The 15,613-nt window shown below is 36.3% G+C and carries 16 protein-coding genes and 1 pseudogene; 10 read left to right on the forward strand and 7 right to left on the reverse strand.

All coding sequences use genetic code 11. From position 1 onward, the window contains the following. Nucleotides 1-475 precede the first annotated feature (475 nt). From CWO92_RS13650 to uvsE, 3 genes are all read right to left on the reverse strand, one after another. Nucleotides 476-1,291 carry a class I SAM-dependent methyltransferase gene (locus CWO92_RS13650; protein ID WP_101354768.1) on the reverse strand — a complete coding sequence of 272 codons (816 nt, stop codon included), beginning with the start codon at nucleotides 1,289-1,291 and terminating at the stop codon, nucleotides 476-478. Nucleotides 1,292-1,305: 14 nt separating this feature from the next. After that, on the reverse strand, nucleotides 1,306-1,740 hold the full coding sequence (locus tag CWO92_RS13655; protein ID WP_101354769.1) for a MarR family winged helix-turn-helix transcriptional regulator: 435 nt from the start codon (nucleotides 1,738-1,740) through the stop codon (nucleotides 1,306-1,308). A 274-nt stretch (nucleotides 1,741-2,014) separates the two neighbouring features. After that, complete coding sequence (uvsE, locus tag CWO92_RS13660) at nucleotides 2,015-2,980, reverse strand: UV DNA damage repair endonuclease UvsE (RefSeq protein ID WP_101354770.1); 966 nt, start codon at nucleotides 2,978-2,980, stop codon at nucleotides 2,015-2,017. A gap of 151 nt (nucleotides 2,981-3,131) precedes the next feature. Between uvsE and CWO92_RS26560 the strand changes: the two genes are divergently transcribed. The 3 genes and pseudogenes from CWO92_RS26560 (at nucleotide 3,132) to CWO92_RS26570 (ending at nucleotide 4,259) form a co-directional block, all read left to right on the forward strand. Beyond that, a complete protein-coding gene (locus CWO92_RS26560) occupies nucleotides 3,132-3,491 on the forward strand; it encodes an MFS transporter (protein WP_367593494.1) in 360 nt (119 codons plus the stop codon). After that, nucleotides 3,383-3,763, forward strand: a pseudogene (locus CWO92_RS26565) (MFS transporter); the annotation flags it as partial. The gene CWO92_RS26560 and the pseudogene CWO92_RS26565, both read left to right, overlap by 109 nt. 142 nt (nucleotides 3,764-3,905) lie before the next feature. After that, nucleotides 3,906-4,259 (forward strand): MFS transporter, encoded by a 354-nt coding sequence (locus tag CWO92_RS26570; RefSeq protein ID WP_367593492.1) that lies wholly within the window; start codon nucleotides 3,906-3,908, stop codon nucleotides 4,257-4,259. A 105-nt stretch (nucleotides 4,260-4,364) separates the two neighbouring features. Here the strand turns inward: CWO92_RS26570 and CWO92_RS13675 are convergent, their stop codons facing one another. After that, nucleotides 4,365-4,730, reverse strand: a complete 366-nt coding sequence (locus CWO92_RS13675; RefSeq protein WP_101354773.1) for a carboxymuconolactone decarboxylase family protein — start codon at nucleotides 4,728-4,730, stop codon at nucleotides 4,365-4,367. Nucleotides 4,731-4,926: 196 nt separating this feature from the next. Between CWO92_RS13675 and CWO92_RS13680 the strand changes: the two genes are divergently transcribed. Then, a complete protein-coding gene (locus CWO92_RS13680; protein WP_101354774.1) occupies nucleotides 4,927-5,220 on the forward strand; it encodes a transposase in 294 nt (97 codons plus the stop codon). Nucleotides 5,221-5,249: 29 nt separating this feature from the next. Here the strand turns inward: CWO92_RS13680 and CWO92_RS13685 are convergent, their stop codons facing one another. Both CWO92_RS13685 and CWO92_RS13690 read right to left on the reverse strand, forming a co-directional pair. Continuing rightward, nucleotides 5,250-5,837: a M15 family metallopeptidase gene (locus CWO92_RS13685; RefSeq protein WP_233269873.1), complete on the reverse strand. Its 588-nt coding sequence runs from the start codon at nucleotides 5,835-5,837 to the stop codon at nucleotides 5,250-5,252. A 318-nt stretch (nucleotides 5,838-6,155) separates the two neighbouring features. After that, nucleotides 6,156-7,400, reverse strand: a complete 1,245-nt coding sequence (locus tag CWO92_RS13690; protein WP_101354775.1) for an aminopeptidase — start codon at nucleotides 7,398-7,400, stop codon at nucleotides 6,156-6,158. 225 nt (nucleotides 7,401-7,625) lie between these two features. Between CWO92_RS13690 and CWO92_RS13695 the strand changes: the two genes are divergently transcribed. The 5 genes from CWO92_RS13695 to CWO92_RS13715 all read left to right on the forward strand — a co-directional run bounded on the left by CWO92_RS13695 (nucleotide 7,626) and on the right by CWO92_RS13715 (nucleotide 12,215). Then, entirely contained in the window at nucleotides 7,626-9,245 is a 1,620-nt protein-coding gene (locus CWO92_RS13695) for a catalase (RefSeq protein WP_437177550.1), read from the forward strand. 540 nt (nucleotides 9,246-9,785) lie between these two features. Beyond that, nucleotides 9,786-10,349, forward strand: a complete 564-nt coding sequence (locus CWO92_RS13700) for a histidine phosphatase family protein (protein ID WP_101354777.1) — start codon at nucleotides 9,786-9,788, stop codon at nucleotides 10,347-10,349. 18 nt (nucleotides 10,350-10,367) lie between these two features. Further along, a complete protein-coding gene (locus CWO92_RS13705; RefSeq protein WP_101354778.1) occupies nucleotides 10,368-10,832 on the forward strand; it encodes a GNAT family N-acetyltransferase in 465 nt (154 codons plus the stop codon). A 167-nt stretch (nucleotides 10,833-10,999) separates the two neighbouring features. Next, entirely contained in the window at nucleotides 11,000-11,755 is a 756-nt protein-coding gene (locus CWO92_RS13710) for an SDR family NAD(P)-dependent oxidoreductase (protein ID WP_101354779.1), read from the forward strand. Nucleotides 11,756-11,783: 28 nt separating this feature from the next. After that, nucleotides 11,784-12,215, forward strand: coding sequence for a MarR family winged helix-turn-helix transcriptional regulator (locus CWO92_RS13715; RefSeq protein WP_101354780.1), 432 nt, complete (start codon nucleotides 11,784-11,786; stop codon nucleotides 12,213-12,215). Nucleotides 12,216-12,682: 467 nt separating this feature from the next. On the opposite strand, the gene CWO92_RS13720 is transcribed toward CWO92_RS13715, so the two are convergent. Further along, nucleotides 12,683-12,892, reverse strand: a complete 210-nt coding sequence (locus CWO92_RS13720; protein ID WP_101354781.1) for a YjzC family protein — start codon at nucleotides 12,890-12,892, stop codon at nucleotides 12,683-12,685. Between the two features lie 285 nt (nucleotides 12,893-13,177). Between CWO92_RS13720 and CWO92_RS13725 the strand changes: the two genes are divergently transcribed. After that, nucleotides 13,178-15,385, forward strand: a complete 2,208-nt coding sequence (locus CWO92_RS13725; RefSeq protein ID WP_101354782.1) for an ATP-dependent helicase — start codon at nucleotides 13,178-13,180, stop codon at nucleotides 15,383-15,385. Nucleotides 15,386-15,613: the final 228 nt, after the last annotated feature.

Below are 15,613 nucleotides of genomic sequence, written 5' to 3' on the forward strand. Positions count from 1 at the left end.
TTCATGAATAGGTAGATAATGATATGCGGCGGACTCTCTTTTCGTTATCTGTCACGAAATGAGTGAGTGTTTTCTTTTCGCGGTCTCTGGTTTATGTTATTTGCTGAAAAAGTAGTTGCTTTCTGCTGTTTTTTTAGTGATAACGGAACCAGGGTCCGCCCTTTAATTAAATGAAAGAAATAGCGAAATCAGAGTCCGCAAACCTCATGAGATGTGGGATATAAGACTTTTATCAGTTTCGTATTGTTTGTGGAGCATCCATTCTCTCCATGTAACTGGATTACTATTGAATAAAAGAACGTTAGGGCACAGAATAGATATCACTATGTGGAACCTACAAAATAGTAGTCCTTTAGAATGTATTGTTTTTACAATCAAGAAAGAAGCGAACTTGGTAAAGGCAATCTATCTTGATTTTTTTAACACATATTAAAAAATAGAATTTTAGGTGCAGCTCATACATAATGACTTAACTTTAAAACTTATACACAAGCAATGTCATCATATTTCTGAAGCTTGGAATAAGGCATAGTGCAGTGTAAATAAAGCGATCCTTTAAAGGAAGTTTACGAATGTATGGCGATTTGAAAATAGATAGTTTATTTATTCTTTTCCACTGAGTATTTAGCTTATCAACCGTTTTTATCTCATCCACCATCCATTTATGCTCTGCCCCTGTTGTTTCCTTTAGGTTTTCTTTGCCTGAATTAATGGCAAATGTATTCATGACATCAAAAATTAGTTGTCCGCTGGGAAAATGGTTTGTTAAACGATTAAAGAGTACTTTTACTTGTTCTTCAGTTAAATATTCCAGTACTCCTTCTGCGATAATCACAGCTGGATTGTCATTAGGAATTTGTCCTAACCAGTCCAACTCGGTAATGGAAGAGGCGATCATTTTGTACCCATTTTGATTAGTATAAAATTCCTTACGTATTTCTATTACTTCCGGAAAATCTACATCATACCACTTAACCCTAGGAGATGGCATTATTCTTGATACCCTTGTGTCCAGGCCACAACCAAGATTGAGTACAGTTGTATTTGGGGAAGTCTCAAGAAAGTTCTTTACCCATGTATCGAATTGCTTGGCTCGTATAACCATTATATGGTTACCAAAGTCAGTAATTTTATTAAAATTATAATCCATTAAGTCCATGAGTTCTGCTGCTTTTTTATCGTTTAGAATTGAATTTTTTGAGTGGCTGTCTAATGCTTTGGCATAGAGGGTGATTAAAAGGGTTTCTTTCTCCTTTTCTAATGTGACTTTGTGAGGTTTGGTTGTTCCCATTCTGAATTTCTCCTTTACAATTCTGCAATCTTTGTCATTAACACATTTACCTTATGGAGGGCAAATTTTAAATCCAGTTGTTCTTCTTCACTTAATTTAGAAATACTTTGAGTAAGCTTTTGATAGATCTTCATCCACTTTTGCTCCTGTATTTCCTTCCCTTTAGGTGTCAGAGAGACCAAAACAGCACGTTTATCCTTGGTGTCAGGCATTTTAATGAGATAACCGCTAGCTTCTAAATCCTTAATAATATTTGTCAATTGCTGCTTGGCGATATTTAACCCAGTGCTGATCTCTTTCAAGTTTAAAGGCTTGTTTTGCAAGAACATGAATTCTATAACATGATTCTGCATATGGGATAATCCTGCTGAATCTTTATTTAATTGACTAAAACTCCCGAACACATGGGGAATTAAAGCAATATATTCTTTAGCTATTTCATCAATCACTTAACCTGCTCCTTTCCATTTAGTAAATATTATATTACCATTCAGAAGGAAAAACAATGTTTTTTGAATCTATTAGTAATGATATATTTACCATTTTTTCCTTTATGCTAATTTGTGGAAGGAAGAATAAGAACAACTGAAAAAGTAATTTTTGAGAGGTGAAAAAGGAAAATATATTTCTTTATGGTAATGACCGTTTTTGCTTTGGTATTCTCCATAGGTCATGGACCTATAGAGAAGTTCATTATGCACATGAGGTTTTTAAGGATTACTTTTAGTTGATAATAAAAGAGGATGGATCAACAATCTCAACATTAGACCAAGTTTTAACATCCTCCATTAATTGAAACAACGCTTGATCTTTTTGTTTAGCCTCAATCATACAATCTATTTGCGGTATGCTTCCCTTTATTTCATTCAAAAATGTAAAAAGCATATTGGGGTCCACATAATCCGAATGATGGCGGAATTCTTTTTCGCTTTTTGGACTGGATATATGCATTTTTATTGGAAGTGGGGATTGTTCCCAAGTTTTTATAATGCGGTCCCAGTTTTCTTCCCAATGCACATCTCGATGATGGGCAAGATGGTGATGATAATCGAAGACAAGTGGAATTCCTATTTTTTCACATAGATAAAGAGTGTCATCAACCGTAAAAGAAGTATCATCATTTTCAAGCATCAGCATTTTTTGAATGGACCGTGGCACGTTTCCCCAATTGTCTACAAATCTTTCGAGTGATTTTTCTGTTTCGTGATAATTTCCGCCAACGTGTAATACACAACGATGTGTCGCATTGATTCCCATATTTTTTAAGAGTAGATAGTGGAGCTTTAAAGTAATGATAGAATTTCTAAATATATCTGCCTTTGGGGAATTAAGCAAGACAAAGTGATCTGGGTGAAAATCAATTCTCATGTTATGCTTTTTGGCGAAATCGCCCACCTCACGCAAGGCCATCTGCAACGGTTTCATATAATCCCAATCAAGAAGTTCCTCATGATTTGCCAACGGGATTAAGCGGGAGGTTAGCCGGTAAAAGTGGATACCAGAGGCTGCATTATGCTTGAGTAATCTAAGAGTATTGTTTATATTTTGGAGAGCAATTCTCTCCAGTTTACGGAGCGCTGCTTCACGATCCGTAATCTTTTGAAATTGCGCAAACGTCATCGTTTTGGATGGGGAAGCATTTTTCACCTCCATGCTCATAGCTACATAGCCTAACCGTACTAATGTCACAACGCCACCTCTTTTCCCATGGTTCTTTTCTTTATCATTTGAAAATAGGCTTCATTGTATGTACAAAAAGCACCCTTCTCCTAATACTTTCATACAGATATATAGGTCAGGGAGGTGCCTATTAATGAAAAGTCGTTCCATTGAGATTTTTATGTGGGTGACAGCGATTTTTGTAGCAAGTAATATTTACCTGTTTATTCCGATATACTCTGATGTTGCGAAAGCATTGAGTATTTCCTTTAAGGATGTTGTATTCTCCAGTACTTTATTTACCTTTAGTTATAGTGTGGGTTTATTAAGTTTTGGCCCTATTTCAGAAAGATATTCGAAAAAGAAAGTGCTGTTCGTTGGAATAATTATTTCGTGTATACTTACCTATCTCATTTCCTTTTCTTTTTCTTTATCAAGCTTTTATATTTTGACATTGCTCAAGGATATATTCTTGGTAGCTTCGCACCGACTGCCTATGCCTATTGTTTTGATGTATTGGAGGATAAACGAAGGACATTAGTTATTGCAGTAATTAACATGGGATTCTTAATGGCGGGCATCATTGGGCAGATAATTAGCTCTAATCTAGCATCTACTTTTGATTGGAAAGCTGTATTTTACTTTTTTAGTTGTGTTTACTTGTTATTAGGTTTATTAGCATTATTTATCCTTCCGTCGAGTCTGCAAGTAAATGGAACTTTTCACAAGAAGAAAAAATGGTTATCACCTGAATTATGGAAACCATCTATCATTATAGGCTTAGGAATTACTTTTTTTACTTTAATGTCTTTCGTTGCTTTTTATGATAGTTTATCGAGATATTTTGCTGAAGACTCCAAGGTATTGCTTTATACGAAGGGGATAGATAGGGTTAATTGGAACACCACTTTCCTTGTTATGTGGAAAATGGTTGAAAAAATTCAAAGTGAAAAAAATGCTAATTATTTGTCTATCTACTATGGTGCTAAGTCTAGTTCTAATGGTTTTCCCTTCGAGTATTATGATTATCACGGTATTGTCGACTATTTTTGTAGCTGCCATTGCAGTCTTTATCCCAACTCTCATTACGTTCCTAGGGGAATCAGCAGCAAATAGCAGATCTACAGCCATTTCTTTGTATTCCTTCTTATTATTGGTTGGTGCAAGCATAGGGCCGTTGCTTGCGAGCTTATTAAGTTTCCATTCTATTCTATTATTATTCGCTTTTATATTTGGAATAGCTGCATGCCTTATTGCAAGGAAGGACAGGGGGAAAGCAAAAAACAAAATAGCTGCCCAAAACTCCTAATGCAGGGGTGAAGGGAGCAAATAATGTTAGGTACCCGAAAAGTTTACTTTGCTACAGGATTTTTTAAATAAAGATCACCCATAAAAAAGGTGATCTTTTGGTTCGCTATTGTTTCATTTGTTTTAGTTCATCCATACATTCTTGAACAAGTGTAACCGCTTGACTCATAGAAGCACCGCCGCCGAAAGCCGCAGTAACACCGACCGCTTCGTAAATTTCCTCCTCCGTACATCCTTGATCTAAACAACCTTTTGTATGGTAGATGATGCAATATTCATCCTGAGAATATAGGCTGATTCCTAAAGCAATCAGTTGTTTTTGCTTCTGGGATAAAACTCCTTCTCTAAAACATTCTTCTGTAAATGCATTATATTGCTCAGCAAGCTTAGGCATTTTTTTCGTGAAAGTTCCTAACCCTACCTTATATTGATATAATGCTTCTTCTGTAGAATTTCTAGGTTCGAATTCCATAGTAATGTTCAACTCCCATTCTTTTGTTGTCCAAGTTATTATGTACCCTTCAAATATGTTTAATCCTCAGGGAGAAAAATTCGTTTGATCTAAGTAGGAGTATTTTTTTGCAGCCTTTTATCTTGGATAATTTGTACGTTTAATACACAAAATACCATTAATATTACTTCTAGTGGGGAAGAAAGGAGTATCGGATATGGATTTTTTACTTATCATTTTGAGTATTTTTATTCCGATTATTATGTATGCTCTCCAAATAAAATGGGCAATCATGCGACTTCTATATAATATAGTAGCGATCGTTTGTTCGCTTATATTTGGAGATATAGCTGCAATAGCGATTTTAGAAGTAATCAGAAATAAAACTGTTTTTATGACGACGATTCATGCTATTTTCTTGAATTTTCCTTTTTTAATTACAGGGGCCTATTTAGGTGTATATTTTCTTTATCAACTTATTATGGTAACAATAGTGCAAAGAAAAAATTAAAAAAATTTGCAATATATATGATGAACATTTTATTTTGAATCAGCAGTTAAGGAAGTTGTATTAGGTCTTTCCCCATTTTGCAAGTCGGCAATGGACAAACCAAAATCCATTTGCAGATGAGGATAATCTTTAAACTTTGTCCAATCTCCTCCCCACGTAAAGCCTAAGTTTTTGGCTAAATCCACCACCTCATACCAGTCCGATTTGCCATTCTTATTCCCGTCGTATTGCATATCCCAGATTACCTTACCAGCTGTCGTTTTTAGAGCAAAATCAATCGCGAGTCCGTAATTGTGGTATGATTCTCCACCTTTAGCGTTGGTTACTATATTTCCGCTAACCGTACGCCCCTTTTTATATAGTTGATCTTGGTCAGCAGCGCTTCGAAAACCATCAGTAATAACAACAGTAATTCCTTTTTTTGCTGCTTGCTCAACTAATTGATTAGTCCGTTCCTTAACAATAGGATTCAGCTCGGTTGGGTAGGAATTAGAATGTTTTGGGGATGGGGTTGTCTCTTTATTATTGTCTTTGCTTGCTTCTATATAAAACATCATTATTAACGCGAGAGGAATAATGAATAAGAAATTTCCAATTCGTTTATTTCTTTTTTTCAATGCTATTTTCCTTTCTTACTTCAATCCTTACTTATGACGATAATGGTAGTTTAATTGTTTCATGGTTTTCTAAGGAATACAAGTCGTAAACCAGTTCCAATTTAACTGTAGCCTGGAACTATTGGGTAAAAAAATCAAGAGAGTAGGTAATAAGAGATTACTAAAGTAGGTATAGTCAAGAATGATGGAAGTATGGGTTCGCCAAGAAACAGGCGGGCAGAGGTTCTGAAACATTAAATTATCAATTTGGGTTAATCTCCCTAAAGTCAAAAAAAACAGGACAAGAAAAATGGTTCATTCTTCTTGCCCGTAATAGCATTAAATCGCCCAATCTCCATTGCGGAAAATAGGAACCACAGTGCCATCTTTTTTGATGCCGTCAATATTCATTTTGTCAGATCCAATCATGAAATCGACGTGAACAGTAGAAGTGTTCATACCATTCTTCAATAATTCTTCCTCACTCATTTTCGTACCGCCTTGAATGGTCGTTGGATATGCGGCACCAATTGCTAAGTGATTGGATGCATTTTCATCAAATAAGGTATTAAAGAAAATAATATTGGACTGAGAAATTGGTGATGGGTCTGGTACTAACGCAACTTCACCTAAACCAGTTCCGCCTTCATTATCAAATACTAATTTCTTGATAGCTTCATCGCCTTTTTCAGCGGATATATCCACAATTTTGCCATCCTTAAAGTGTACCTCGATGCCTTCAATTAAAGTTCCGGCATAACTTAATGGTTTTGTACTGCGAACCACACCATCCATACGATGGGTATCGGGTGCAGTGAAAACCTCTTCAGTTGGCATGTTTGCGATAAATTCTTCCCCTTTTGGATTATAGCTTTCGGCACTAGCCCAAATATGGTTTTTAGGCAAACCTAGAGTTAAATCTGTACCAGGTGCAGTGTAGTGTAATGCATCAAATTGGATTTCATTCAATTTCGCTGCTTTTTCGTTTAAAGTCTTTTTATGTTCATCCCATGTAGCAATAGGATCATCTTCGTAAAAGCGGCAAACTTTGAAAATTTGATCCCATAGAGCATCTACTTGCTCTTCAGAAGTAGATAGATCAGGGAATACATGTGCCGCCCAGCCAGCTCCAGCCGCTGCTGCTACGGTCCACTTCAAATCGTCATTTTGGGTAGCAACTCGTTGTGCTTTGAATGCTTTACCAGCTACATTTTGATAAGCAGCTACTTTTGCAGGATCTGCCTCGTTTAGTAAGCCAGGATCACTTGATAAGATAGACAGGCGGCTAACGCGATGGTTTAATACATGATCCTCTGATTCTTCAATTTCATATTTAGGAATATTGGTCAAAACTTCTGTTGGTTGATGTAAGTAATGTAATTTGCTGATTTCATCATCGGACCATTTGACAATAACCTTTTCCGCACCTAAATTATACGCTTCTTTCGTAATTAAACGAGCCAAAGGTGCCTGATCAACCGTAATCGTCATTTTTACCCAATCTCCTGGCTGAACATTAATTCCTTTAGCAACTAAAAGCTTCGCGTATTTTTGTAAGTTTTCTTCAAAATTTGGCAGAACCATTTTTTTACCTCCATCTTGGGGTTTGTATTAATACTATTCCCATTATTTTGTGCTTGATGTCTGTCTGCTATTATACTCCAACTTTGTTTTTGATTGTACTAATTTGTTTGAGTATTTTTTCTTTTCATTCATAGTTGATTCTTGATAAAGTATGACTATTTTTTTTGTAATAGGTAAATATACTAGTGGATTTAATCAGTCTAATTAGAAGAGAGGTCAGTTATAGTGGAAAAGGACTCATTAAACAATCAAACAAATATTGAAGACGATGGAACATTGACCAACCGGCAGGGCCATCCGGTTACGAATAACCAGAATATTAGAACGGTTGGCAATCGGGGACCTGCAACCCTTGAGAACTATGATTTTATTGAGAAAATCAGTCATTTTGATAGAGAAAAGGTACCGGAAAGGATTGTCCATGCCCGTGGCGCTGGTGCCCATGGATATTTTGAAGCTTATGGTACGGTTGGTGAGGAACCAGCTTCCAAGTATACTCGTGCAAAGCTTTTTCAAGAGAAAGGAAAACAAACTCCGGTTTTCGTTCGTTTTTCCACAGTTGTCAATGGCTTGCATTCTCCGGAAACGGTACGGGACCCACGCGGTTTTGCAGTAAAATTTTATACGGAGGATGGAAATTGGGATCTGGTCGGAAACAATTTAAAGATTTTCTTTATTCGCGATGCCATGAAATTCCCGGATATGATTCATGCTTTTAGACCTGATCCAGTTACCAATATCCAAGATCCACGCAGATTTTTTGATTTTTGTGCTAATTCACCAGAATCCTTTCACATGGTGACATTTGTATATTCTCCATGGGGAATTCCAGCCAACTATCGGATGATGCAGGGGTCCGGAGTGAATACATATAAATGGGTGAACCAGGAAGGAAAAGCGGTACTTGTAAAATATCATTGGGAACCAAAGCAAGGAATTAAAAATTTAACAGTAAAAGAAGCAGAAGAAATTCAGGGTAAAAACTTCAGCCACGCTACACAAGATTTATATGTAGCAATAGAGCGCGGGGATTACCCGGAATGGGAAATGTTTGTGCAGATTATGGAGGACGGCCCGCATCCGGAACTCGATTTCGACCCTCTTGATGATACCAAACTGTGGCCAAAGGACCAGTTCCCATGGCTTCCAGTCGGTCGGATGGTATTGAATAAGAATCCAGACAACTTCTTTAATGAAGTGGAGCAAGTAGCTTTCGGAACAGGTGTCCTTGTAGATGGCCTAGATTTTTCAGACGATAAAATGCTGCAAGGAAGAACATTTTCTTATTCAGATACACAGCGTTATCGTATCGGAGCAAACTATTTACAGCTCCCAATTAATGCAGCGAAAAAACGTGTTGCCACCAATCAGGAAGGTGGACAATTACGTTATTTTAATGACAAGGCTAGAGGGCAAAATCCACATGTGAATTATGAACCATCCAGTATGGGCGGGTTAAAAGAGGCTGAACAAGCTGGCAAAGAACATACCCCGCATGTGGAAGGAAATTTAGTCCGTGAATCCATTGATCGAAATGACAATACCAAACAAGCAGGGGAAACTTATCGTGAGTTTGAAGACTGGGAAAAAGATGAATTGATCAATAATCTAGTCAATGATCTTGCCATTTGTCCAAAAGATATTCAGGAAAAGATGATTGCATTAGCAGAGCAGGCGGATGAGGAATATGGCCGACGCCTGAAAGAAGGACTAGCTAAGAAAGGCAAAGAAAAGAATAATATGGGTATGGAAATCGGAGAAGAAATGCGTCCTCTTGGAGTCAAAGAGGCACATAAAGCAGTGAAAAAAGCAGTAGAAGAAGGACATGAGGCAGATCCATATTAAGAAAGAATGTAGATTCGATATTTCTATAAAGAGTTGGTATATATCTTGGCCTATATTAAAACCATCCAATTTAATCATGGATGGTTCTTTCTTTTTATTTTAAACTAATACCTATTTTGAACCTCTTTCCGAGTAACTTATTTATGCAACTCGACTGCCTCTTTTCCATCGTATTGACGAAAATCTTGAGGGATGAACTAATAAGATTCACACAAAGAAGAGATAATTGAAATTCGTCTTTATTTACATGAGCAGCTAATACTATCCTTTAAAGAGGAAAAAACAGCTTAATGTATTGTCGATTTTTACACGGGAAAAGATGTTTAGATACAAACAATTGGAATCGTTATGATAATAGCTCGCTAAAAGGTGTAGCAAAACCCATATTCAACCATCCATGATAAAAAGCATTGCCATGTTAAAATTATTATTAACATAAAGAAAAGGTATTTTATGTGCTAGTCATTTGTGCTATAAATTATGTAATAGTGGGATTTTCAAAAATATTCGAACGGACAATTGTTGAAAGGCAGGTATTATATGTATAAGAATATTTATCTCGTCCGCCATTGCAGTGCAGAGGGGCAAGCGCCTGATTCCGATCTAACATCATTAGGAAAATCGCAAGCAGAGACACTAACTGAATTTTTATTAGATAAGCAAATAGATTCTATCATAACCAGTCCATTTAAACGAGCGATTGAATCTATTAAGCCCTTAGCGGATCGATTAGGTTTACAAGTAAAAATCGATAATCGCTTATCGGAAAGGATTTTAAGTTCAACTATTCATGAAGAATGGCTTAAAATGCTGGAACACTCTTTTCAAGATTTGGATATTTGTTATGAAGGTGGGGAATCTAGCAGACTCGCAATGAAACGTGCGATTGAAGTGGTAGAGGACGTTTTAAAGAGTTCTTCCACTAATATTATCATAACAACTCATGGTAATTTGATGTCCTTAATATTAAAGTATTATGATAAATCCTTTGGGTTTAATGAGTGGAATGCACTTACTAATCCTGATGTATTTTGTTTAAAGTTTAATAATGCATTACCGCAAATAAACCGAGTATGGAATGAATCTATGCTTCTATCAAATTAGTAATTTAAGAGGTGATTTATGGATATTAAATTAGATGACTTAACAGGTTCAAAAATAGCTGGGTTAATAAATGAGCATCTTCAAGGGATGGCATTAAATTCTCCGCAGGAAAGTATACATGCATTAAATCTTGAACAATTACGGAAACCAGAAATTACCTTTTGGAGTGCATGGGAAGGAAATGATCTCCTTGGATGCGGTGCACTGAAAGAGCTAGATCCTTATCATGGAGAAATAAAATCCATGAGAACGGCTAAAGAGCATTTAAGAAAAGGGGTAGCTAAAAAACTTCTGCAACATATTGTAGAAGAAGCGAAAAAACGTGGGTATCAGCGTTTAAGTTTAGAAACGGGCTCAATGGATGCATTTGAACCAGCTAGAAAACTATATGCGAGTTTTGGTTTTGAATATTGTAAGCCGTTTTCAGATTATAAAGAAGACCCCAATAGTGTATTTATGACAAAGGAGTTATTTAAGAAGTGAATTTTCATAACTTAATAGATGGTGAAAAAAGGTAATTCCAAGGGGGTTACCTTTCTTTTTTCTCCTTGCTTGCTACCATCACTATACAAAAAAATAGTTTAGTGTTAAACTAAAATAGTTTACTGGTAAACTATTTTTTAAAAAAACAATATATAGGAGTGTTACAAATGGGAAAATTAAGAGATAAAGTGGTCATTATAACTGGCGGTGCCGGAGGAATAGGCAGTGGAATGGCGAAGGCAATGGTGAAAGAAAAAGCAATTGTAGTAATTGTGGATTTGAATGAGGAGACTGGTAAAGCAATGGAGTCTGAATTACAAGCTATTTCTCCGAGATCCATGTTTCTGCAAGCCAATTTAATGGATCGGGAAAATCTTGGACAAATTATTAAGACTGTAGTTGATAAATACGGTAAACTAGATGTATTAGTGAATAATGCACATGTTTCTAAACAGAAAACAATTGAGGATACTACTCAAGCGGATTTAGATTTGTCATTTGGGACTGGATTTTATCCAACCTTCTATTTAATGCAGGCCGCCCTTCCATATTTAAAAGAATCAAAAGGAAATATTATTAATTTCGCGTCAGGTGCCGGCATAAGTGGTCATGCAACACAAGGTGCCTATGCGGCAGCAAAAGAAGCAATTCGCGGTATTTCACGTGTCGCTGCAAATGAATGGGGCCAATTCGGAATTAACGTAAACATTATTAGCCCAATTGCTAACTCTCCAGGAGTACAAGCATGGGCAAAAGCACAACCTGAATATTATGAAGCAGTTAAAAGTAAGATTCCATTAGGCCGTTTTGGTGATGTAGAAGAAGATATCGGCCGTGTCGCTGTTTTCTTAGCTTCTGAAGACTCACGGTATATTACCGGACAAACAATTATGGTCGATGGTGGTTCTATTATGCTTCATTAATATTCTCGTTTACTCGAGGAGGATTTAATTGCAACAAGCCAATATTTTTAAACTGATTCACGCGGTTGAATTAATGAATAATGAGAACATCAAGCGATTTACAAAGGCTTTTCCTTATCCGCTCGGCATCTCCCCAATTTTAGTATTGCTTGAACTGCAAAAGAAAGGACCGCAGAAACAGGTGGAACTAGCGGAAACCGTAGGGTACACAAAAGGTGCAATGACTAGCATCGCTGCTAAGCTCGTTAATTTAGGTCTAGTAGAAAGATTATATGATGAAAATGATCATCGCACCATACGGTTAGATATTACTGCGGAAGGAAAAAAAGCATTGGTCATAGCACAAGAAATAGGTCAAGAAGTTTTCATGCAGCTTTTTGAAGTGCTAAACGAAGAAGAAATAAATCAGTATTTGCACATACAAGAAAAATTAGTACAAGGTATTCAAAACAGAAAATAAGTGATTAAAAATAATACTATATATGGCTGAACATCAAAAGTCATCTGGGTAAATCCTTTTGAAAGGAAATGCATCATTTATGGTTCATTTTCCTCTTTCCAAATGAATGAAGGTATCATGAGTAATAGATGAAAAAGTATGACTACAGCGTATTCTCGACAATAGAATTAATCACGATGGACTAACGGGAAATTATAATCGGGATTATTTTGAAACAAACCTTTAAAAGTGAATGAAGAAGAAAATAAGCAGCGGCGGAAATAGTATTCGATTTAGACGAACTTAAGTATTAATAGATGAAAAGAAAAGCTTGCAATAGTTGCAGGCTTTTCCTCATATAAAAGTGTATGATTCAGTGGCAAGAAGCCATTGACCAGCGCTTTTCTGCTGTTTCCAAGAAGAATTCACTCGTCCCTTAGCGAGTAACCATTTTCATAAGTTAGTATTTAAGCCTGTAGTTTCTTCATTTATTTTACAAACTGCCAACGGTGCCGGCGATTTCTTTTTTTCTTTTCCCCTTTATGCACAATTGTTACTGTGTAGGGTTCTAATTCCGGTAGGGTGTCTCCTTTTTTTACTTCAATACGTTTAGCCTTCTTTACTTTTCCTCCGCCATGTCCTACTTCAACATAAGTACCTGATTGAGTTGCGGTTGCCCCTGATTTTAATGTAGACATTAAAACAACTCCTTTCTATAGTTCATTTTATGTTACGTGAGTATCATATTCAGGGTGAGATGTTTTAATTCTTGTCTTTTTTCGGATTTTTGAAATGCATGGCGATTTTTAGGTAAGGGACTATATTGATTATGGATACCTCTTTTTAAAGCAAATGTTTCAATAAGAAAGTATTTGTACACTATCAATGAATTATCTCAAAAAACTTATTTCTTTGTTACGTCCTCTCCTTAATTTTCAAGATGTTATAATTGAAGAATAGTATTTGCGAGAGGAAAGTCATGAATGAAAGTAAGGGAAGATTTTTTTATCCGTAAGAAGAATGATATAGGTGTGACTTTGAATGAGGTGCAAAAGAAGGCTGTACAGCAAACCGATGGCCCGCTTCTTTTACTCGCGTCGCCTGGTTCAGGAAAGACGACCACAATCATTATGCGGATTGGATATTTAATTGAAGAAATCGGAATAGATCCGGCAAGAATCAAGGCAGTTACCTTCAGCAAGGCATCCGCTAATGATATGAAGGAACGTTTTGAGCGCTTTTTTCCTTATTTACCTCCTGTCGATTTTTCCACAATCCATAGCCTCGCCTTTGAAGTAGTGCGAGATAACTTTCGAAAAAATGGGGTTGCCTATCAAATCATAGAAGGGGATTTAAAAGAACAATCGCAAGGAGACTATCATAATCTTCCACTGCATAAGAAAATTATTCTTCGGAATTTATACAAATCCATCGTGGGTGAGAATATTACGGATGATCAATTAGAGGAACTAACAACGTATATCAGCTTTATTAAAAATAAAATGATTCCCCTTGATAAATGGTCTACGGTTAAAGTAGATGTACCGGAAGCCGAGAAGATATTTCGGGAGTATGAAACATTTAAGAAATCAGGGTATCATAAACTGCTGCTGGACTATGATGACATGCTTGCTATAGCGGAGAAGGTATTAGACCAAAACAGGGAACTCTTACAGTATTATCAAGGTCGTTATGATTATGTCTTAACGGATGAAAGTCAAGATACATCGTTAGTGCAGCATGCTATTATTGAAAAGCTAGTGAAGAAACATCAAAATCTTTGTGTAGTTGCGGATGATGATCAGTCCATCTATAGTTGGCGCGGGGCTGAGCCAGATTATCTACTGAATTTTAAAAAGGTATATGCGAACGCTAAAATACTTTTTATGGAACAGAATTATCGATCCAGTAAAGAGATTGTAGATGTAGCCAATCAATTTATCAAGCAAAACAAAAATCGATATAGCAAAAATATGTTTACCAACAATTCTTCACATCAACCAATTAGGATTAAACGTTTTCCGGATTATTTAAATCAAGCGAAATATTTAGTAAAGGAAATACAGAATGTTGATAATTTAGCAGAAGTGTCGGTATTGTATCGAAATAACTCGTCTTCTATTGCCTTAATGAATGAGTTTGACCGTGCTGGAATCCCTTTTTATATGAAGGATGCTGACAATCGCTTCTTTGCCCATTGGGTAGTTGAGGATATCTTAAATTTTATGAGAATGACTTTTACAGATAAGAGAGCGGATATTTTAGAGAAAATCCATCTAAAATTTAACGGATATATTAGTAAAAAACAGATGGAGAAATTAAAGGAAATTCATAATCATGAATCAGTATTTGATAATTTGCTGAATTTTGTCCCCCTTCAGGATTATCAAGTCAAACTAATAGCAGAAAGTAAAGAAACATTTCAGCAAATGAAGGGCATGCCTCCCCTCCAGGCAATTCGTGTTATACGAGATCGCTTGGGGTATGAGAAGGCCATAGAAAAGATGTGTGAGCGGCTAGGATTCCGTAAAGAATTTTTGTTTGGCATTTTAAACACCTTGGAGGAAATTTCCATAGGATTAGAGACAATGGAAGAGTTCGCGAGCCGGCTTAAATATCTGGAATCCGTGCTTAAACATGCGAGATACAATAAGGGGAAAAAGGTAGTTACCTTTTCGACGTTTCATAGTGCAAAGGGATTAGAGTTTGAGCGGGTATACATGATTGACCTAATAGATGGCATCATCCCATCATCGGAAGATTACAAGAGTGGAGCAGGAGAGAATGCGATGGAAGAGGCAGTTCGTTTGTTCTATGTTGGGATGACCCGTGCGAAAAAACATTTAGAACTTATCAGTTATAAAGAAAGAGATGGCGAACAGGTAGAAGAATCTCCATTTGTCACCAAGGTAAGAAAAATCATTCATCCTGATTTGGAAACCATGAAGATGGAAGAGACTCCGTCAACAAATAAAAGGGGCAAAAGCGGAAAGACTATTATTTCATCCAATCCAAACGCAATTCGAGATCAAAAGGATTTGGTAAAAGGAGCAGATATTAAACACCGGGTCTTTGGAAAAGGAGTGATACTAGAGCTCGATGAGGAGACGCTGGAAGTTCGTTTTTCGTCTGGGGTGAAAAACCTTGCTGTTAAGACATGTTTGGAGCTCGGATTGTTAGAGCCTGTATAATAATTTTATTGCTTATTTTGATAAATAAAAAATCCCGGTCATCGAATGGCTGGGATTTTAATTTTTATAGTAAGTCCTCGATAAGCATCAATACTTTTAGATAAAAGATTCCTAATTAACTTCGAAAGGGGCAGCGTGGATATTTATTTCTAAATGAATTTTTTATGACGGTTTTCGATAAGATTCATTTTTTAAGAGGCATCTGCCATTTTTTGCAGAATATATACT

It is taken from the genome of Heyndrickxia camelliae, from assembly GCF_002844575.1.
Classification (GTDB): Bacteria; Bacillota; Bacilli; order Bacillales; family Bacillaceae_C; genus Margalitia; species Margalitia camelliae.